The organism is Marinomonas pontica, assembly GCF_026191375.1.
Classification (GTDB): domain Bacteria; phylum Pseudomonadota; class Gammaproteobacteria; order Pseudomonadales; family Marinomonadaceae; genus Marinomonas; species Marinomonas pontica.
On the sequence record NZ_JAODTL010000008.1, the window covers coordinates 1 to 20,575 of the forward strand.

Genomic DNA, 20,575 nt, shown 5'->3' on the forward strand with positions numbered 1-20,575 from the left:
TGCCCCAACAGGCATGTTGGTGCCACCCACCACAGCCTTTATCATTTACTCATTAATTTCCGGTGGTACGTCTGTCGCAGCCTTGTTTTTAGGCGGCGCTGTAGCAGGTGTTATTTGGGCACTAGGGTTAGTGCTCGTCACGGTTATTATTGCCAAAAAACACAAGTACCCATTGTCAGATCGAGTCCCCTTTAAAGAAGCCATTAAGATAACTCTTGATGCCATTCCTAGTTTGTTTCTCATCGTGTTTATTATTGGTGGGATTGTTATGGGTGTAGTGACGCCAGTAGAAGCATCAGGTATTGCAGTCATTTACACCATGATTTTGGCATTCTTCATCCATAAAACCACCCCGCTTCGCGCTTTGCCTAAGTTCCTAATCGAAACATCGCACATTACTGGCACCATCATGTTGCTCTTAGCGGCATCTGCTACCTTGTCCTTTGCCATGGCATTCACAGGTATTCCGGCAGCGATATCGGCTTTGATCCTAGGGATTTCTAACGACCCAATCATGGTCATGCTGATCATTAATATTTTATTACTGGTTATTGGCTGCTTTATGGACATTGGACCGGCAATCTTGATCTTCACGCCGATTTTGCTGCCGATTGCCATGAAAGTTGGCTACGACCCTGTGCACTTCGGTGTTGTCATGGTATTCAACCTAGCCATCGGCACCATCACACCGCCAGTCGGCACAGGACTATTCGTCGGCGCAACCGTTGCCAAAGTTAAAGTCGAAAAAGTCATCGTCGCGCTCGCGCCTTTCTACTTCGTTCTATTTAGCTTACTCGCGCTGATCTCCTACGTGCCTGTCATCACGCTATTCTTACCGAAGTTCTTCGGTCTATGAGGACATAAAACTAACAACTCGATTAAAAATCGTTTGAAACAAAAGAATGGGAAACAATAAAGGCGCTTCATTACTGAAGCGCCTTTATTTTTGAAAGCTGGTGAGTACTGCTTGGATTAAATCAGTGAGCGTACGTAAGCTTCGATCTCTGGATTTTGGTTATTGCCAAAGAAGCATTGCTGGAAGCGACTTCCTGCCACGGCAGTGCGAACCAATTCTTGATCCATCGCTTTTAACCCATCCAAATAGCTGTCTTTCATTGTCGCCGCTTTCACTTGATGAAGGATACCCGCATTCTTCACTTGTGGCTCTCTTCTCTCTACTGGATAGCCCTGCCCACGAGGACCTGAGAATGCTTTTTCAAAAATGTAGCGAGCATTCAATTCTGCCGCCCAACCAAATCCTTTAGCGAACGCCATAGCAATAGCATTACCATTGTTGATTTGATTAAACAGAAACGCGTCAGATGGTTCCAAGCAATAACCACATACCACGCCTGGATGAGCGTTTAATGACATCATGGCGCCCTGCCCTGTGCCACAGCCAGAAACAACAAAGTCCACCGCTTTTGAATTCAACAACAGACTTGCCATGATGCCTAAGTGGATATAAGTCAGATGATGATCGTTCTCGCCATCCATTCCGACATTAAATACATCATGATCAAATGGCTCAACCGCAGTATTGAGCTGCTCCAAGATAGTCGCATTTTTGCCTGCTTGGCTGTTCTCCATCATTAATGCAATTTTCATCATTTTCTCCTAATTCTGTCTGAATAATTCTCAGTGATTATTGTTGTAGAGACTACGGTGTCGCAGCCCTGAATTAATAAGTCATACTCTCTCCACTATACCAATAGAAAAACAATATTCAATATTTTTCAAAAAACACAAAAATAAAATCAAAACATTGTTTTATTAAAATAAATTTAAGATTGTTATTTCCAGATTGTTCTTCTAGTATTGCTCTACAAGATTAAGAGCAGCCGCGATGTATGCTGCTATCAATATAATAAAGAGGAAGTACTATGTTCGATCTGACGGGTAAAGTCGCCATTGTCACTGGATGCAATACAGGTCTGGGACAAGGCATGGCGCTAGCACTAGCAAACGCAGGCGCAGACATCGTCGGCGTGAACAGAAGTAACCCTGCAGAAACAGCTGATTTGGTACAAAAAACAGGCCGAAAATTTCACAACGTAAATGCAGATATGAGCAAAATGGACAGTGTTGACCGTATTCTGAAAGAGGCGATTACAGCCTTTGGAAAAGTCGACATACTTGTCAACAATGCCGGCATAATTCGTCGTAATGATGCATTAGATTTTACCGAACAAGACTGGGATGAGGTGATGAACCTCAATATCAAAGCACTCTTCTTTATGTCCCAAGGCTTTGCTAAACACATTATTGCTCAAGGTACGTCAGGCAATATTATTAACATCGCTTCTATGCTCTCTTACCAAGGCGGAATTCGAGTGCCTTCATATACGGCCTCGAAAAGTGCCGTCATGGGCATAACAAAGTCACTCGCTAACGAATGGGCAAAACATGGCATCAATGTCAATGCCATCGCGCCAGGCTACATGGCAACCAACAATACTGAAGCATTAAGAGCCGACGAGAACCGGTCTGAAGAAATTCTAGGTAGAATCCCTGCCGCCCGTTGGGGAACACCAAAAGACATGGCAGGCCCTATCGTTTTTTTGGCATCAGAAGCCTCTCGTTATGTTCACGGCTATACTATTGCCGTCGATGGTGGTTGGCTTGCACGTTAACGTTCATTTATATGGGATGGGGTGTTGTTGAATAAAAAAATGTCATATAGTAAATAGACAAAATCCCATTTCAAAAAAAATGAAATTTATGAAGAACGAAGAAAACGCCCTGCAAATTGAACCTGTTTCATCTGTGATGAAGATATTCGCCATTATCACGGCTTTAGCTGAACACAAGTCGCTTGGTATTACAGAATTATCTCAAATAGTCATGAGCTCAAAGAGCACTGTCTATCGTTTCCTACAAACCATGAAAATGCTGGGATTTGTTTCCCAAGAAGGCGACGATGACCGTTATTGGCTAACGCTAAAATTATTTGAAGTCAGTTCAAAAGCATTGGAATACGTTGATCTGGTGTCTCTGACCGAGCCTTACATGTCAAGTATTGGCGAGAAAACAAAAGAAGCTCTGCATTTAGGCGTACGTGATGGGGATAGTATTATCTATATCTACAAAGTCGATGCGCAATATAACTTACGAATGCAGTCACGCATTGGCGGGCGTAACCCATTATACTCAACAGCGATTGGTAAAGTGCTTTTAGCAGAACGTTCTGAAAGCGATATCAGACAAATCTTTGAAAAAGTGGACTTTATTCCTTCTACAGCAAAGACTCATGTCTCCGTTGATTCGCTATTGGAAGAGCTAAAAGACGTGAAAAGCCAAGGCTATGGTGTCGATAATGAAGAACAAGAAGAAGGACTTCGTTGCATCGCGGCTCCTATATACGACCGACTGGGCAATGTTATCGCTGGGCTCAGCGTATCCTTTCCGACATTGCGCCACTCTAGTGAAAAATTCGATCAGTACGTTAGCTTGCTACAAGACGCAGCAAGCAGCATTTCTCAGAAGCTAGGCTACAAAAAATAGCTTGTGAACATAACTAGAAAACGGATTAGGCGGATTTTATCCGCCTAATCGACCACACTTTAAAACCCACCATTACTGATTCTAAGTACTTATTTTCTTGTACAAGTATTTTCGACATGTTCTCTCATCCATTCTCTTAAGCACAAAGACCAATGCACTAATCACGGCCACTGAAAAAACAATTCGCCCCCAAAAAACCGTCATAAAATCTGCACCAATTAAAAGAACCAGCAAAGTATCTTCAATCAAGCTGTGCAATAAATTCAACAACATCATGGCGACAAAAATATCCCGAGGGGAAATGTGCCCTCGTTTTGCTTCGTTAATAAGCAAACCGCCACCAAATGAAACGCCTAGCGTGATACCAACAATCGTTAAGTTTGTTGCTTCTCGGCTGATGCCCAGCACAGACAAAATCGGCTTAAGCAATATTGCCATGAGTTTTTCGATGCCAAGTAATTTCAGCAAACGTAACAGTGTCATTAACGCAGCGATTACCATAAAAATCATCGCAAGGCTTTGGAGTTGGTCAAGCGCCCAGACCATATAGCTAGGATCACTGGTTGGTGTATGTTTCCACACAGTGTGCGCAGTTGTGTTTAATAGATCTCCACTTTGATAAATGTGATGAAGTATCCAACCCATTAATAAACCACCACCCAGACGAATCAATAGTGTCGCAACAATACCTACTCCAGCTTTTTTAGCCACCGCCACCTCTACTGGCAATGAATGTGCGAGCAGCAATAACGTTCCTAAAATAGAGACTTGAGCGACGGTTAAGTCGGCATCCATACTCATAAATACCACAAGCCCAGCGTACATATTGGTAACCAGTGTTGTTGCCCACACCAACCCCATTTCACTGGGCAAGCCAACCAATGACATAACAGGGCTCAACCAGTTACTTAACAGCTCTATACCACCAAACTCTTCAATCACCTTGATCAGGATAATCATCGGAATCATGATCTTATAAAGCGTCCACGTGACTTCAATAATCTCTTTCCAGAGACCACTCCACAAAAATCCAACCCAATGGGATATGCGTTTATTCACTTTTCTTGCTCCAAACAATGTATGGATGAAGTCTATTGAGATAAGAAGAAATATGTTGATCAATTTTATCATTGATAACGCTAAATATTTTTAATATAAAACCCATTAAGAAATTTTCAGCCGTATAACTGTTATTTTGAGAAATTTATGGAACTAGACAAAATAGACCGAAAAATCCTAGTCATCTTGCAGCGTAATAATCGCATCGCAAATGTTGAGCTGGCTGAAGAAGTAGGTCTGTCGCCACCAGCTTGCCACAAAAGAGTAAAACGCCTGAGAGATGACAACATCATCATCGGTGACGTTGCTATTGTGAACCCCGAACTGAGCGGCAATAAATTGACGCTTCTGGTGTCGGTAGAAATGGAGCGGGATCGAAAAGATGTGTATGACGACTTTAAACGCGTCATCAGCAAAGCGCCAGAAGTGAGACACTGCTACCAAATCACAGGCGGATATGATTTTATGATGGTCGTCACTGTGCCAGACATTCAGGCTTATGAAAGCTTTGTTGATCGGGTACTACACACAGAAGCCAACATCCGAAAATTCCAAACCTCGGTATCACTTCGAACTGTAAAATCCTCAACCGAGATACATTTGAACGAATAGGTTACGTAGAGGCTGAGCAAAACGCTTAGGTTCAACTGATGTCAGCGTCACAGAATCACATTGTTGGAATGAGTTGAATAACTTGATACCGCTTACGAAAGCCTGCAGAAACTCATCCGTCAGGGCATTTTCTTCAAATAAAGACTCTATATGCAGAAACTTGATTTCGAGGCGACGTTCTTTTCGATGGGCTTTGCAATCCATGCGGCCAATAAATCGGTCTTGGTACAACAGGGGCAATGAAAAGTAGCCATACTGACGCTTTGGCTCAGGTACATAACATTCTATTTGATAGTCATATTGAAACAGGTTTTTGAGTCGATCACGCTGAATCACACTATTATCAAAGGGTGAAAGTATAAGTAAACGCTTACTGACAATGGGTAGTCTACGTTCTAAAGCGCCTGTTTCTATGAAAAACACCTCGCCGTTGCTCAACTGAACTTGCTCTAAACTGCCTTGCGCCATTCGCTCTTTTAACAATTCCTTCATTGTCTGTCGTAAGCCAGTCTGACGGCGTAAATAGGTGATTCCTTTTAATGACACGACACCATGACATCGAAGTTGCTGATCCAACATGTGCGCTGCGAACTCTTCTACACTAGGCATTACGGTACTGACGTTATTCGGTAAAACGCGTTCGGTGAGATCGTAATTTTTCTGAAAACCAACTCGATCTTTCACCATCAAATCGCCTTCCATGAACAATTGCTCAAGGGCTTTTTTAGCCGGCTTCCAGTCCCACCAACCGGCGCGATTGGTCGTTGTCGCTTCAACATCCCGCGAGCGCAACGGCCCTTCCTTGCGGATTCGATCTAACAACTCAGCCATCAATGTGCGGTCTGGATTTTTATTCCAGTGGGTTTGGCCACTTTTAATGGCCTGCTTGTAAGGCAAAGAAAAACGATAATCTTCGATGGGTAAAAAGCCGCTGCGTGCGACCAATATTCAAACACATCGCCCCCAACCAAGAGCTGATCTAACATCGCAGGCTCAAACGTCGGCACCCTTGAATGCAGAACATGAAGATGCGCCCGCTCCACCACAGAAATGGTATCGATCTGCACATACCCTAAATGCGCAATGGCTTTACGTGCCCCAGCGACACCACGGCCAAATGAATGTGACTGTGTCAAACCTTGTGATGACAAAGCAAGACGGCGCAGACGTACTGCGTCTTTAGGGGTTGTCAGTTCGATCATGAAGAGGTGCCTTATGATTATTGTTTGCCATTCCTAGGACATTATTGCATTTGAGCCACAAGAAAAACGATAACAAGAAATAAGGTAAAAGACACACCTTGCCAAAACATAACCGGATTACGACGTATCAAGGGAAGACGAGTTCGCTCTAGAAAAATTTGATTTGGATGGTGCAGATCGTAGACAAATTCAGAGACTTCTTCGTATCGTTTCAGTGGATTAATGCTCAATGCTTTATGCAGTGCGTCGTCTATCCACACTGGCAATTCCGATTCTTCGGTAATCACACTGCGGTACCGTAAACGTTGCTGAGCCTTTATGCTTCTAGCTTGAGCTATTTTAGGAGTGTAAGGGAACTGATTCCCAGACAACATTTGATAGGCGATAACACCCAAGGCATAAATATCGGAACGCTGAGACCCAGCATGACCAAGAAAGTATTCCGGCGCTGAATAGCGCATCGTACCGCGCAGTACTTCTTTGTCCTGTGTGTTGCTCACGCCTGCAATGTGAGTGGAACCGAAGTCGATAATTTTCACTGTATTGTGTTTGTCGATCATGATGTTCGCAGGTCTAAGGTCTTGATGAATCATGCTTTTTCGATGAAAAGCTTGGAGACCATTGGCAATATGCGAAATGATGGTGCGCACTTGCTCTAAAGCGGGTTTGGGATTGTCAATCATCCACTGACTGAGAGACTGACCTTCGACGTATTCCGTCACTAAATACAAATACTGGCGCGGACGCGGCGATTCAATGGCTTTGACAACGTATGGATTATCCAAACGTTTGGCAATCCAATCTTCTAACATAAAGTTTTCTAAATATGTAATGTCGTTACTGAGTTCTTCCGACGGTGTTTTGATAACAACCAGCGCATTGAGGTCCATATCGCGCGCCAAATAAACATGACTGCGACTACTCACATAAAGTGAACGCACTATTTCATAGCCATCGAACTCGATACGCTCTCTTAATGGGGGAGGTAAAGGCAAGAGACTGACGTTCTGCGGTACGTCTTCCAATTGATAACTTGGAACCTGCTCTACTCGAGCGATTTGAATACTGAGATTATCATCGCTGCCGTTCTCAAGTGCCTGCGCCACAATGGCATCAGCCGCACCTTCCAAACTGTCTGCGTCGGTAATTACTGCTGATATGTACTCTGTATCCACAAACTCATACACACCATCCGTTGCCATGATAAACGTGTCGTCTTTGTTGATCGGTACAGTGTGGTAGTCCAATTCCAGAACAGGTTCAATGCCCAAAGCGCGAGTGAGATAACTCTCACCTGCAGAGACCGCTCGGCGATGGTCCTGAGTCAGTTGCTCCAGTTTGCCGTCGGCCCATCGATAGATTCGGCTGTCACCCAAATGAAAAAGATGAGCTGTATTAGAACAAATCACAAGCGCACTAAAGGTACAAACATAGCCTTTGTCTTTATCAAATCGATTCGGGCCATGTTGCGACTGAGCATACAAAGCAGCATTAATGGATTTCACCACTTTATCACCAGAGGATTTGACCGACCAAGCTTCAGATGTCCGGTAGTAGTCGTCTAAAAATCGCGTCACCGAAAACTCACTGGCGGCTTGACTGACTTGGCTGGAGCTGATGCCATCGGCCATCACACATGCTACGCCTCTGCTGGTCAACATAGGTTCATCAGGGTTATGAGCACCAACAAAATCTTGATTCGAGGATTTTTGCCCTTGTCTGTGGCGTAACCAACGCTGACTTTCAGTGTGTTCATGTTCCCTTCCTGACATCAAAAAAGCCCTGCAAACCTTTTACGTCTACAGAGCTTCCCTAAAGCGAATTACGCCAATTTTCGAGATACGGATGTTTTCACATGCGTTAGGTAAAGCGGCAGACCAACCAATAACAAACCACCGGCCAAATTCCCTAATACCGTTGGGATTTCATTCCAAATCAAGTAATCCATAAACGTGAATTCACCGCCCATGATCATAGAGAATGGAAACAAGAACATGTTTACAATGGAGTGCTCAAAGCCCATGAAAAAGAACAGCATGACAGGCATCCACATAGCAGCCATTTTGGCTCCGGCCGAGGTCGAGATCATTGCACCAACCACGCCCATCGACACCATCCAGTTACACAACATTCCGCGGATAAAAATCGTAAACCAACCGCCTGCGCCATGAGACTGATAACCCAAAGTACGAGATTCACCAATGGTGCTCACTTTCGCAGCCAGTTCACCGCCGTCGGTGGAGTAGCCATAGGTCAAAATGAATGACATAAAGAAGGCGGTGGTCAGCGCACCACCAAAATTCCCGATAAACACCAAGCCCCAGTTTCTCAGTACTTGTGCAGGAGTCACCCCTGGACGCTTATCAAATAACGCCAATGGCACTAACGTAAACACGCCCGTTAACAAATCGAATTTCATCAAATACAGCATGATGAAACCAACAGGAAACAAAATCGCACCAATCAATGGACTGCCTGTTTTGGTCGCAACAGTGATCGCAAAGATCGCCGCCAAGCCCAAAATCGCCCCCGCCATGAACGCACGGATAATGGTGTCTTTGGTCGACATGTAGACTTTTTGCTCGCCTGCATCGACCATTTTTGTGACAAATTCACTTGGTTCTATATAAGCCATTTCTTCACCCTCTCGTCTTTACAAAAAAAGAAAACACATTGCATCAAAACACTCTCACTCAAGCCGTCGCTGTTACCACGACTTGTATGGCAAAAATTTCCCATTTAGCGTCAAAATAACGCGATCGCCTTTGGGATTTTCTTCCTTGTCGACCTGCATCGAAAAATCAATTGCGCTCATGATGCCGTCGCCAAATTTTTCTTGAATGACTTCCTTTAATGTTGGCCCATACACTCCCACCACTTCGTACAGTCGATAAATCAGTGGATCTTGGGGAATGGCTTGGTCCCATGTTTTAGTTGGGTATTCCATAAGAACGGCTTTTGCCTCTGCTGGTAATTCCAAAAATGCCACCAGCTTTTCAGCCACCTCTTCTGTGCAGCTGTTCATTCCCAAACACGCAGAGGTAATCCAAACGTCCGTCATACCGACAGCCTCAGCAATGGCTTCCCAAGTGAGGTTTTTCTCTTTCTTAATTGCGAAAATTGCTTCTGTTACATCAATCTTTTTCATTCTCTACTCCTAAAAATTAGACCGAGATAAAAGCCAACAAATGCCCCTCTTGAATCCCATGACTGACCCATGAGCAAACACGTTTTGCCAATGACGCCATCCACACAGCAACATCAAACGACTTTAATTAAGAAAGAAGAAAAGAGAGAAAATAGAGACACGCCTCCCCCTAATCAGCAACTTCCGTTATCAAGGAGTTCTGACTGAGTGCTACCACAAGAATGAGTAGCGGGCGACGATGCCATTGACTAAGATGACCGACATTGGCCACTTATGAAGCCCCTGCATGCAATACATACATGAGCCTATATATTATTTAGCAAAGATAATGCCAAACAAAAGAATCCAACAATGCGCTTACGCTTTATCCTTTAAAATCAATGCGTAGAACACATCTACAACCATCTAACAAGATTAAACTTCAGAACAACGTACATTATAGCGATCACTACGTTTACTAGAACGCTCTTTTTATAGACACCCTTTGCACCAAGACTAAACACAAACGCTTCATCTTTTTGAAATGAAAGAAGTGAAAGACAACGCACCTCTGGCGTTTTAAAAAGCGATGGTTCCCCCACTCAAATTCTCACTTAAAAAAGCACCTGAGAGTCTATTTATCAACTAAAGTTAAACGTCATCACTTCCTATTTTTTGTGGAGAAGCTTCATGACGATAAAAACAAAAATTTACCTAGGAATACTTTTATTCGTAGTCATTGTTCTAGGAAATGCCGTGTTAGGCATTATGTCGATAAAAAAACTCAACTCAGAAATCACCTTTATCACGGGCAATGCATGGGATGCCGCCGATGGCGCAATGGAAGGAACTATTGGCATCCAATCGCAAATCATTACCTTGGATGCTTTTATAAACAATGAAATAACGCTGAAGGACGCAAAAGCAAAAATACTAGCAACTAATCAATTCACTCAAGAAGCATTAGGCAGAATGAAAGCCTCTGGCCTAATGAGCTCCAAGGGACTAACCACGCTGGATGACTATCTCGCCACACTGGAAACGCTAAAAGGAAAGATACTTTCCGACAACACGGCAATCTCTACCAACGCCATTCCAGAATTCGATAAACATGTTGTTACGTTATTAGCCTTCATAGAAAAACTCGAAGAAGAAGGCGATAGCCAGGTCGAAATCGGTGCGGCCAACATGAGCAATGTCATTACCAAAGTAGAACTAAATAACTACGTCAGCTTACTCATCGTGCTTATCATATCAGGCTTTATTGCTGTGGCAGCAAATCGCTTAGTGATTCGCCCTCTTCACCATATGATAACCGTGCTAGAAAGCTTAAACAGCGAAGACGGTAACCTTACCACTCGTCTTGATAGCTCAGGCAAAGACGAGATGGCCGAAGTGGCCAAGAACCTAAATGGTTTTATTGAGCTCGTCCATTCTATTATCAAACAAGTGTCTAAAACCGTGTCCACTACCCAAGGCTTTGCCACCCAAATTGACGATGCGCTGCAAAAGGTAGATCAACTTTCTAAACATCAGCAACAAGGCACAAATGAAATCGCTAACGCCGTCAACGCCATGACAAGCTCATTAAGCGAGGTGTCCACCGACGCCAATAAATGCGGCGAGATGGCAGTAGAGGCCAACGACAACTCCAAAAAAGGCCAAAACAATTTATCGCAAACACTGCAATCCCTGCACAACGTCGTAGAGGAAATGGATAAAGCCTCCTCCGTGGTATCCACACTTGAAAATGACGGTCAAAACATTGGTAATGTACTAGATGTGATACGAGGCATAGCTGAGCAAACCAACTTATTGGCGCTAAATGCCGCCATTGAAGCTGCTCGTGCTGGTGAAACAGGCCGAGGCTTTGCGGTGGTGGCCGACGAAGTACGTAGCCTTGCGAACCGCACGCACGAATCCACATTGGAAATTGAAACCGTGGTTGAACGCATACAAAAAGGCTCTGCCGATGCCGCTCACGTCATGCGAGCCTCACAAAAATTGACCGAGAGCGTCTCTGCGCAAGCAAAAGCCACAATCGACATGTTCACAACCATCATCGATTCAATCAACACCCTAAGCCATACCAACCAACAAATCTCCGCGTCCATTCAAGAACAAAACCATCAAGCCGTTGAAATAGCGGAACAGGTGAATGATGTCACCAAAACCGCGTCATCCAATGTGGAATACACGCAAAAAGCCGTTGATATCAAAAATCGCCTAATCAACGACGTCCAAGCACTCAACAAATTAGTTGACCGTTTTCGGATTTAGCTGTGCGACTGGTTAGGCTTCCATTCGGAAGCCTAACCTATCATCACTCTATTACGCCCAGCCCCTTTGGCTTCATAAAGTAAGATGTCGGCTCGTTTTACCATTCGGCTTTGATCATCAGATTTTTGATAATCGGTTACGCCTAGACTGATGGTAAAACTGGGGATATTGGGTTTGTTAAACGGCAAATTCTTCGCCACCAATACGAAACAAGGCGTCTAAACATCTTCCGTTATTCCGCCACCCTGTTAGTGCGTTTTAATATCATCATGATAATAACGAACGCGCAAATTCCCAATAAACCACCGCTAAACCCTACACTGCCCAAGCCAATCAGCTGAATCACTTGGCCACCAATTAGCGCTCCAGCGCCGATGCCCAAATTAATAATGCCGGAATACAACGACATGATGATGTCCGCCGCACTGTCATCGACGTTTAACACACGAATTTGCATGCTTAATCCAATGATCATCAAAGCCGCGCCCCATAACAAAACACAACCAATTAACCAATAATCATATGGCGTCACCAAGTACAACATGCTCATGCACAAGGTCATAATAACAACGCTAGAAACCAACATCAGAGTATTTGCCCTGTCACCGAAATAGCTGAACAACACACTGCCTAGAATCCCAGCCATCCCAAATAGCAATAAAATGACGGTGGTGAATTGTCCGCTTGCCGTCCCGATATCTTTCAAAAACGGCTCAATATAACTGTAAGCCGTGTAATGAGCGGAAAACACCACAAAAATGAATAAATACATGCTCAACAAGGCACGATTGCGCAGCACTTCAGGCACCTTACTTAAAGAGCCCGAAAACAAGCTAGGCAAATTTGGCAATAGCCGAAACATGACGAGCATGATGATCACCGCAATCACCGCAATTAAGGCAAATGTGGTACGCCAGCCCATCAGTTGCCCAACAATGCGACCAGCGGGAACGCCAAGCACCATGGCCAATCCCGTCCCCGTTGCGAGCACACTCAAGGCAAAGGTATGTTTGCCAGGGGGTGCCACCCTAATCGCAATGGAAGCCGTAATGGACCAAAACACAGCATGCGCAAAAGCAATACCAATCCGGCTAATCAATAACATTGTAAAGTTCCACGCCACAACCGACAAAATATGGCTAGCAATGAACAAGGCGAACAAACCTAGCAGCAGCGACTTGCGCTCCATTTTCCGAGTCAGCAACATCATAGGCAATGACATCAAGGCGACTATCCACGCGTAAATGGTCAGCATCCAACCGACTTGCGCTGGTGGTATGGAGAAACTTTGCGCAATATCAGACAACAGACCTACCGGTACAAACTCCGTTGTGTTGAAAATAAACGCACTGAAACCCAGCACGAAAACACGCAAGTATTGAACACGGCGAGAAACCGTATCCTCAGGAGTAAAAAGTGATGTCATGATAACCTGCAGAAAGGAGAGCTGTTTGAAAGTGCATTATTGTCCACTTTTTAATTAACAACGAAATAGGCAAATATGGATGTTTATTGACATTTTAGTACAGGGGAAGAGTTTGCGCTTAGCGTTGCACAAATAAAGAACAATCGATAAAAAACCGATATACTGACTTACCATAAAAAACCAACACTTAATTACACATTGTATTAAACAACTGTGACAAAATAATTAACGTAATCAATATAAAAAAAGAGCAGTATGACCCCTTCGATACTATATTTTTCACCACAATTAGCATCATGGAAGGCGCAATTAGTAGAAACACAACTTTTGTCTTATGGACAGACAGTGGAATGGCAAGCGATACAGGGTATTGATCAATCCCCAGTCACATCACTTGTTTTGCTTGCTGAAAGCGATATCAGCGCGCAAGATTGGCCAATGCTGTCGTCCAGAAGAACCATTATTATTCTGGAAGAGTGGAACTTAGACCGCAGCATTGAGTGGATCAAAAAAGGAGCAACTAATTGCTTCGCTTATAACGACAACCATCTGATCAGTTGGCTCATTTCTGAACTGTCTAAATTCGCCTTAACCCGTTCTAACAGAACCGAAGACGACATACTCCAAGTCATTATTGACGCGATCCCTGCGCCGATATTTTTCAAAGATCAACTGCATATTTATCGAGGCTGCAACGCCGCATTTTGCGAGTCTATTGGGCGCTCTCGTAACCAGATTATTGGCCATTCTGTTTATGATATTGCTCCAAAGCATTTGGCTGATAAATACTACGAAGCAGACTGCAAACTCTTGGCTCAAGGTGGCACCCAGCGCTATGAAGCGCCCGTACAATTTTGCAACGCTGGCTTACGTGAAATTGAGTTCAACAAAGCAGTTTTCACCAAAGCCAACGGACAAATCGCTGGGCAAGTCGGTGTGATGCTCGACATAACCGAGCGCAACCAACTGATGCACAAGTTGGAAAAAGCCACGCGAACTGACCCTTTAACGGGTATTGGCAATCGCAGAGAATTTAACATCGTTATTCATGAAGAATTCGACAATCATGAAAAGTCAAAACAAAAACTCAGCCTGATGACCCTTGATGTCGATTTTTTCAAAAAAATCAACGACAAATTTGGCCACGGCGGCGGCGATCAAGCATTGCAACTGATTGCGAATTGGCTCCAAAACCAACTAAGAGGCAGTGACAATGTTTTTCGTGTGGGCGGTGAGGAGTTTTATGTGCTGATGCGCAACACAGACATGGAAGCCGCATTAAAAATGGCAGAAAGCCTCTGCAAAGGCATGTCGACACATTCTTTTACGATCAACCAGCAAGAAGTACGAATTACCTTGTCTGCGGGAGTGATAGAACTAGACCCCAGTTCAGCGCTGGAAAATGCGCTCGAAATGGTCGACAAAGCGCTTTATGAAGCAAAATCCAATGGCAGAAATTGCGTTTGCCCAGCTTTTTTATAAATTTAAAACTTAACGGGAACGATTTCCATTACTGTCTGTCTATAGCGAACGCAATACATTGAACTTTCCACTATAGATAGGTAATTGTAATGAAGCATCCAATAACAAAAACGTCACTTCTCACTTTAGCTGGCGCAACATCAATACTCGCTTTCAGTTCAGCTTCCGCTCACGCTAGCGGTGAAGTGAATGTGTATTCAGCACGCAGTGAGGCGCTTATCGCTCCACTTCTAGACACTTTTTCAAAAGAAAATAACGTCAAAGTCAACCTAATCACTGGCAATGCAGACGCCTTATTAAGCCGTCTAAAGTCAGAAGGCGATGCTAGCCCAGCCGATGTATTTATCACAGTGGATGCTGGACGTCTGTATCGAGCAAAAGACGCTGGTGTATTGCAATCGTTTGACACAGACCACCTAAACAACGTTGTACCCGAATATCTAAAAGACCGTGAAGGCTATTGGTACGGTTTGTCTCAGCGCGCTCGCGTCATTCTTTATAATCCAGAGACTGTCTCTGCCGCTGACTTGTCAACTTACGAAGACCTTGCTGACCCAAAATGGAAAGGCAAAATCTGCATTCGTTCGTCAAGCAACATCTATAACCAATCTTTGGTTGCGTCCATGATCGATGCCAACGGTGAAAAACAAACACTGGAATGGATTAAAGGTTTGGTTGCAAACTTTGCACGTCCGCCAGCGGGTGGCGATACGGATCAAATCAAAGCGGCAGCAGCGGGTGTTTGTGATATCGCGGTTGCAAACACTTACTACTTTGGTCGTTTAGGGTTAAGTGACAAGCCGGAAGACCGCGCGGTCTTTAATAAGCTAAAAATGTTCTGGCCGAACCAAGCCGACAACGAACGTGGCGCTCACGTCAATGTCAGTGGTATTGGCATAACGAAATCGTCTAAAAACACCAACAACGCCAAACAATTAATCGACTTTTTAACGAATAAACAAAGCCAAGAATGGTACGCCAAGGTGAATAATGAATACCCTGTTATTGACGGCGTAGCACCACCAAAAAGCTTAGCGACGTTTGGTGACTTTAAAGCCGATACAGTGTCTTTGAGTGTGCTGGGTGAAAACAACCGCCAAGCGGTGACACTGATGGACCAAGGTGGCTGGAAATAAACCGCCACTGAACCAACAGCAAAAACAAGAGGAGGCTATAAAGCCTCCTCTTCCATTAAACTCCAAAACGCCTCTACCAGCGGATTTTTCAAACTTTTCTTCAATGTGAACAGACCTATGTCATAGGGTTCCAATTCAGGCTTCACATCCAATACTTGAATACGATCTCTTAACGGACTGTTGTCCAATACAATTTTTGGCACCACGCCGATGCCAAAGCCCAAACTCACCATACTTACAATCGCTTCGTTACCCGTTACTTGGGCGTAAATTTTTGGCGCGATGTCGAGTTGACGAAACCATTCGTCAATGCGTGTTCGGGACACCCCACTTTCTGACAGAATCATGGGGATGTGCGCCCACTCTGCTTTTGTGTTTGGGGCGGTGGTGGGTACGTTGGGTACTTGCTGCTCAAGAGGAGCAATAAACAACAACGGTGAGATGGCAATCGGTTTGAAATCTAACCCGCGTGGTAAATTCGCAGGGCGTGCGGCAATGCTGATGTCTTCTTTATCATCCAAAATATGGGCAATCGCGTGTTCTGGATCGCCCGTACGCAGTTTGATCTCTATCCCAGGATAGGCCACGCGAAAGCGGCGCAGCAACTCATACAAAAAACTGTAACTGGCTGTGACCGAGCCATATAAACTAATTTCACCACTGAGCTGATCGGAATTGTCCGTCAATTCATGACGAATCAAATTCCATTGTCGGCTGGTATCACGCGCGTATTTAAGAAACTTTTGTCCTTCTTGGGTTAATACCACCGTACGGTTATCGCGGTTGAACAACGCCACGCCAAGCTCCTCTTCTAACTGTCGAATATTGCGTGACATAGCAGAAATACTGATGTGGCATTCGTCGCTGGCGCGCCCAAAATTCAAGGTTTCCGCCAAAGCGAGGAACTGTTTAAGTGTCTTAATATTCATGATGAGGCCTTCGTACGATGACTGTTCAAACATCATAAAACATGTTTGCAGAAAATGGGACACTACTTTGCAAATATATCAATTTACGAAAACACTCCACTGAGATACATTAGCCTTACTCGCAGGACGTCAGTAAAAGCATTGCTTGGCGACTGTGTCATCCATTTTTAATATCGGCGTGTTTTTATCGCTGATACATTAATTCAAAAGGTGTGTTTACCATGGCTAATTACTTCAATACTTTGCCGCTACGCGAGCAACTAGCAGAACTAGCAAAATGTCGTTTCATGAACAGCTCTGAATTTTCAGACGGTGTAGAAGCGCTTAAAGGCAAAAAAATGGTTGTTATCGGTTGTGGCGCACAAGGTCTTAACCAAGGCTTGAACCTACGTGATTCTGGTCTAGACGTTTCTTACGCTTTGCGTCCTGAAGCAATTGCACAAAAACGTCAGTCTTGGAAAAACGCGACTGAAAACGGTTTTGTTGTTGGCACTTACGAAGACTTGATCCCAACAGCTGACGTTGTTTTGAACCTAACACCTGATAAGCAGCACACACCTGTTGTTCAAGCGGTTATGCCTCTTATGAAGCAAGGCGCTTGCTTGTCTTACTCTCACGGTTTCAACATCGTAGAAGAAGGCATGAAAATCCGCGAAGATCTAACAGTAATCATGGTGGCACCTAAGTGCCCTGGTTCTGAAGTTCGCGCAGAATACGTTCGTGGTTTCGGTGTTCCAACACTGATCGCAGTACACGAAGACAACGATCCTAAAGGCGAAGGTCTTGCACTAGCAAAAGCGTACGCAGTTGGTACTGGCGGTCACAAAGCAGGCGTTTTGATGTCTTCTTTCATCGCGGAAGTTAAATCCGACCTTATGGGTGAGCAAACTATCCTTTGTGGTATGTTGCAGACTGGCTCTATCCTTTGCTTCGACAAAATGGTTGAAGAAGGCATCGACCCTGGCTACGCATCTCGTTTGATCCAGTTCGGTTGGGAAACCATCACTGAAGCATTGAAATACGGCGGCGTGACCAACATGCTAGATCGTCTTTCTAACCCAGCTAAGATCAAAGCATTCGATCTTTCTGAAGAGTTGAAAGTGATCATGCGCCCGCTATACAACAAGCACCAAGACGACATCATCAGCGGTCACTTCTCTCAAACTATGATGGAAGATTGGGCCAACGATGACAAAAACTTGCTTCAATGGCGTGCAGACACAGCGGAAACGAACTTCGAGAAAACTCCTGCTGGCGATGTAGAAATTTCTGAACAAGAATTCTTCGACAACGGTATCTTGATGGTGGCTATGGTTAAAGCGGGCGTTGAGCTAGCTTTCGAAACCATGACAGCTGCAGGCATCATCGCTGAATCTGCATACTACGAGTCTCTACACGAAACACCATTAATCGCGAACACAATCGCTCGTAAGAAATTGTACGAAATGAACGCGACAATCTCTGATACTGCGGAATACGGTTGCTACCTATACAACCACGCTTGTGTACCACTATTGGCTGACTTCATGAAAGACATCAAAACTGACGTGATCGGTAAAGGTCTTTCTGTAGAAGACAATGGCGTAGACAACAAGCGCTTGATCGAAGTAAACGCAGCGCTTCGCTCTCACCCAGTAGAAGCAGTTGGTGCGGTATTGCGCGGTCACATGGCGGATATGAAGAAGATCGTTTAATACGATTGTACGACTACTGTGCTCGCCAATACTTTGTTACACCAAGTGTTGGCGAACTCATAACATCGTAAGTTACCCATAAAAAGCCGAGCTTCAAAACTCGGCTTTTTTGTCTCTACTTGTTATCAACAAAACATTAGGAAATACCATGGACAGCCTCCGCTTAGACAATATTCTATTTGATAAAGTAACAGTGAACTTTGATGATCGCTTTACGCTAAGCGAGATTGACTGGACCATTGAACCTAACCAACATTGGGTCATCACTGGCACCAACGGTTCAGGTAAGTCTGCTTTGGCCGCCGTGCTGGCAGGCGTTGGCGATATTGAAAACGGAACCGTCACTGGCCTTCCAAAAAATGTCGGATTGGTGTCTTTTGAAGCCCAAGCCGAATTGATCGCTAAAGAACTGAAAAAAGACGACGCCGACATCATGGATGTGATTTCCCTCGGCACACCTGTACATGAAATGATTTTCGATAACTGCCGAGATCCAGAGCTTGCTCAAACCTTGGTAGAAAAATTCGGTTTAAGCAAACTACTCGACCGCGCCTTTCGTAAACTTTCCACAGGTGAAACTCGCAAAGTCATGCTAATTCGAGCCTTGTCGAGCAAACCAGACTTGCTTATCTTAGACGAGCCCTTCGATGGCTTAGACGTGGACACGCTTGCCATGCTGCAAGCACATCTAGCCTCCATCATAGACACCACACCGATGATCCTGGTGCTAAACCGTTTTGATGAAATGCCAGACTTCATCACTCACGTCGCCTACATGGACAATGGCAAACTGACTATTACCGTAGACAAACAAGACGAAAACGCCTTCAACGAGCTTTATCAATTACTGCATTTAAAAACCACGGATCTCAGCGTACCAGAGGCCGATCCAGCGAACAAACTGCCCGCACTCGACCCAAGCCAACCGCTCGTCAAGCTGAACAAGGCGACCATCCAATACGGCGATACCGTGATTGTTGATAAGTTGGATTGGACCATTGAACAAGGCCAACATTGGCAACTTAGCGGCCCCAACGGCAGCGGCAAAACAGGCGTTTTATCTTTGATTACCGGCGATCATCCACAATGCTACACCAACGATATTTTTGTCTTTGGTTTCCAACGTGGCAACGGCGAAAGCATTTGGCAGATCAAACAATTTATCGGTTATGTGTCGACTTCGCTGCAATGGGAATATCGCGTCAGCACTAGCTGTAAGAATGTGATCATTTCTGGCTTCTACGACAGCATCGGCATGTACACCAAAGCCACCGATAACCAAAAGAAAATCGCCGACCAATGGCTCGAACTACTCGGCATGAAAGATCGTGCAGACCAACCCTTCAACAAACTCTCCTACGGCGATCAGCGTTTATTACTCATCGCCCGCGCCATGGTGAAACACCCGCCACTCTTGATCCTAGACGAACCTTGCCTCGGACTAGACGACATGAACCGCCAACTCGTCCTCGCTCTTATCGAGAAAATTTGTGAAGGGAAAGAAACCACAGTGCTCTACGTCAACCACCACGCGGAAGACCAGATCAAAGGGATAGAGAACTACTTGGGGTTGAAGAAGAATTAGGTTCTCTTTCAACCATCATTTAGTCTAAATAGTTCTGTTCAATATAGGCTAGGTGCGGCGCAAGGATGAGCGCTTTGGGGCGAATCGATTGGATCTGATTTTTCACCGTCTCCCAAGACTCGCCAGCTTCCAGCAATAAGATGGCGGCCATTAGGCCGGTACGTCCGGTGCCGCCACGACAGTGAATGGCAATAGTCTCGCCACTGTCTAGGCGAACTTGCAGATCGTCTTTGACTAATTCAAACACGTCGAAGAACGGCGCCTGCGGTGCGCAATCGTCTTCGATTGGCAGCTGATACCACGCCATGTTATGGCGTTGAATTTCATCACCTAAAGCGGCCACGCCTAGCATTCCTAGTTCTGTATTCGACAACAAACTGATCACGGCGTCCGTTCCTGCGGCTTTTAGCGTCGCAACGGAGCGAACTAAGTCCTCTTCTTTGGTGCCAGGACACGGTGTAAAAATAAACCGCGCGCCCTGCAAAACGGGCAAAATATCATAGGGATGAGACATAGCTTATTTCTCCTCAAGCCATTTT

The 20,575-nt window shown here is 44.7% G+C and carries 20 protein-coding genes; 9 read left to right on the plus strand and 11 right to left on the minus strand.

The window, feature by feature from the left end:
* Nucleotides 1-856, plus strand: an 856-nt coding sequence (locus tag N5P32_RS00675) for a TRAP transporter large permease (RefSeq protein ID WP_265727288.1), incomplete at its 5' end; no start/stop codon positions are given.
* A gap of 116 nt (nucleotides 857-972) precedes the next feature.
* Here N5P32_RS00675 and N5P32_RS00680 read toward each other — a convergent pair.
* Nucleotides 973-1,608, minus strand: coding sequence for an RpiB/LacA/LacB family sugar-phosphate isomerase (locus N5P32_RS00680; RefSeq protein ID WP_265727289.1), 636 nt, complete (start codon nucleotides 1,606-1,608; stop codon nucleotides 973-975).
* Nucleotides 1,609-1,883: 275 nt separating this feature from the next.
* On the opposite strand from N5P32_RS00680, the gene kduD reads away from it, so the two are divergent.
* Both kduD and kdgR read left to right on the plus strand, forming a co-directional pair.
* Nucleotides 1,884-2,633 (plus strand): 2-dehydro-3-deoxy-D-gluconate 5-dehydrogenase KduD, encoded by a 750-nt coding sequence (gene kduD, locus N5P32_RS00685; RefSeq protein WP_265727290.1) that lies wholly within the window; start codon nucleotides 1,884-1,886, stop codon nucleotides 2,631-2,633.
* 88 nt (nucleotides 2,634-2,721) lie between these two features.
* Nucleotides 2,722-3,504 (plus strand): DNA-binding transcriptional regulator KdgR, encoded by a 783-nt coding sequence (kdgR, locus tag N5P32_RS00690; RefSeq protein WP_265727291.1) that lies wholly within the window; start codon nucleotides 2,722-2,724, stop codon nucleotides 3,502-3,504.
* A gap of 81 nt (nucleotides 3,505-3,585) precedes the next feature.
* Here the strand turns inward: kdgR and N5P32_RS00695 are convergent, their stop codons facing one another.
* Nucleotides 3,586-4,563, minus strand: a complete 978-nt coding sequence (locus N5P32_RS00695; RefSeq protein ID WP_265727292.1) for a nucleoside recognition domain-containing protein — start codon at nucleotides 4,561-4,563, stop codon at nucleotides 3,586-3,588.
* 147 nt (nucleotides 4,564-4,710) lie between these two features.
* Here N5P32_RS00695 and N5P32_RS00700 point away from each other — a divergent pair, with 147 nt between their 5' ends.
* Entirely contained in the window at nucleotides 4,711-5,175 is a 465-nt protein-coding gene (locus N5P32_RS00700) for an Lrp/AsnC family transcriptional regulator (protein WP_265727293.1), read from the plus strand.
* Here N5P32_RS00700 and N5P32_RS00705 read toward each other — a convergent pair.
* The 5 genes from N5P32_RS00705 to cynS form a co-directional block, all read right to left on the minus strand.
* On the minus strand, nucleotides 5,149-6,006 hold the full coding sequence (locus tag N5P32_RS00705) for a winged helix-turn-helix domain-containing protein (protein WP_409371066.1): 858 nt from the start codon (nucleotides 6,004-6,006) through the stop codon (nucleotides 5,149-5,151). The two genes, N5P32_RS00700 and N5P32_RS00705, sit on opposite strands and share 27 nt — an antisense overlap.
* Complete coding sequence (locus N5P32_RS00710; protein ID WP_265727295.1) at nucleotides 6,006-6,377, minus strand: DNA glycosylase AlkZ-like family protein; 372 nt, start codon at nucleotides 6,375-6,377, stop codon at nucleotides 6,006-6,008. The genes N5P32_RS00705 and N5P32_RS00710 overlap by 1 nt, the downstream gene beginning before the upstream one ends.
* Before the next feature lie 41 nt (nucleotides 6,378-6,418).
* Complete coding sequence (locus tag N5P32_RS00715; RefSeq protein ID WP_322783794.1) at nucleotides 6,419-8,149, minus strand: bifunctional protein-serine/threonine kinase/phosphatase; 1,731 nt, start codon at nucleotides 8,147-8,149, stop codon at nucleotides 6,419-6,421.
* A gap of 50 nt (nucleotides 8,150-8,199) precedes the next feature.
* The gene (locus N5P32_RS00720; RefSeq protein WP_265727296.1) at nucleotides 8,200-9,012 is read right to left on the minus strand and encodes a formate/nitrite transporter family protein; all 813 of its coding nucleotides are present in this window, start codon (nucleotides 9,010-9,012) and stop codon (nucleotides 8,200-8,202) included.
* 72 nt (nucleotides 9,013-9,084) lie between these two features.
* Complete coding sequence (cynS, locus tag N5P32_RS00725; protein ID WP_265727297.1) at nucleotides 9,085-9,525, minus strand: cyanase; 441 nt, start codon at nucleotides 9,523-9,525, stop codon at nucleotides 9,085-9,087.
* 669 nt (nucleotides 9,526-10,194) lie between these two features.
* On the opposite strand from cynS, the gene N5P32_RS00730 reads away from it, so the two are divergent.
* Nucleotides 10,195-11,784 carry a methyl-accepting chemotaxis protein gene (locus tag N5P32_RS00730; protein WP_265727298.1) on the plus strand — a complete coding sequence of 530 codons (1,590 nt, stop codon included), beginning with the start codon at nucleotides 10,195-10,197 and terminating at the stop codon, nucleotides 11,782-11,784.
* A gap of 32 nt (nucleotides 11,785-11,816) precedes the next feature.
* Here N5P32_RS00730 and N5P32_RS00735 read toward each other — a convergent pair whose 3' ends face one another.
* Together N5P32_RS00735 and N5P32_RS00740 are read right to left on the minus strand one after the other, a co-directional pair.
* Nucleotides 11,817-11,972, minus strand: coding sequence for a GGDEF domain-containing protein (locus N5P32_RS00735; RefSeq protein ID WP_265727299.1), 156 nt, complete (start codon nucleotides 11,970-11,972; stop codon nucleotides 11,817-11,819).
* 44 nt (nucleotides 11,973-12,016) lie between these two features.
* Nucleotides 12,017-13,210: a sugar transporter gene (locus N5P32_RS00740; protein WP_265727300.1), complete on the minus strand. Its 1,194-nt coding sequence runs from the start codon at nucleotides 13,208-13,210 to the stop codon at nucleotides 12,017-12,019.
* A 255-nt stretch (nucleotides 13,211-13,465) separates the two neighbouring features.
* Between N5P32_RS00740 and N5P32_RS00745 the strand changes: the two genes are divergently transcribed.
* The gene (locus N5P32_RS00745) at nucleotides 13,466-14,692 is read left to right on the plus strand and encodes a sensor domain-containing diguanylate cyclase (protein WP_265727301.1); all 1,227 of its coding nucleotides are present in this window, start codon (nucleotides 13,466-13,468) and stop codon (nucleotides 14,690-14,692) included.
* Between the two features lie 89 nt (nucleotides 14,693-14,781).
* The gene (locus N5P32_RS00750) at nucleotides 14,782-15,828 is read left to right on the plus strand and encodes a Fe(3+) ABC transporter substrate-binding protein (RefSeq protein ID WP_265727302.1); all 1,047 of its coding nucleotides are present in this window, start codon (nucleotides 14,782-14,784) and stop codon (nucleotides 15,826-15,828) included.
* 35 nt (nucleotides 15,829-15,863) lie between these two features.
* Here the strand turns inward: N5P32_RS00750 and ilvY are convergent, their stop codons facing one another.
* A complete protein-coding gene (ilvY, locus tag N5P32_RS00755) occupies nucleotides 15,864-16,757 on the minus strand; it encodes an HTH-type transcriptional activator IlvY (RefSeq protein WP_265727303.1) in 894 nt (297 codons plus the stop codon).
* A gap of 221 nt (nucleotides 16,758-16,978) precedes the next feature.
* Here ilvY and ilvC point away from each other — a divergent pair, with 221 nt between their 5' ends.
* Nucleotides 16,979-18,451, plus strand: coding sequence for a ketol-acid reductoisomerase (gene ilvC / locus N5P32_RS00760; RefSeq protein WP_265727304.1), 1,473 nt, complete (start codon nucleotides 16,979-16,981; stop codon nucleotides 18,449-18,451).
* A 148-nt stretch (nucleotides 18,452-18,599) separates the two neighbouring features.
* On the plus strand, nucleotides 18,600-20,036 hold the full coding sequence (modF, locus tag N5P32_RS00765) for a molybdate ABC transporter ATP-binding protein ModF (protein ID WP_265727305.1): 1,437 nt from the start codon (nucleotides 18,600-18,602) through the stop codon (nucleotides 20,034-20,036).
* Nucleotides 20,037-20,055: 19 nt separating this feature from the next.
* Here modF and N5P32_RS00770 read toward each other — a convergent pair whose 3' ends face one another.
* Nucleotides 20,056-20,550: a phosphatase domain-containing protein gene (locus N5P32_RS00770; protein WP_265727306.1), complete on the minus strand. Its 495-nt coding sequence runs from the start codon at nucleotides 20,548-20,550 to the stop codon at nucleotides 20,056-20,058.
* Nucleotides 20,551-20,575 lie beyond the last annotated feature (25 nt).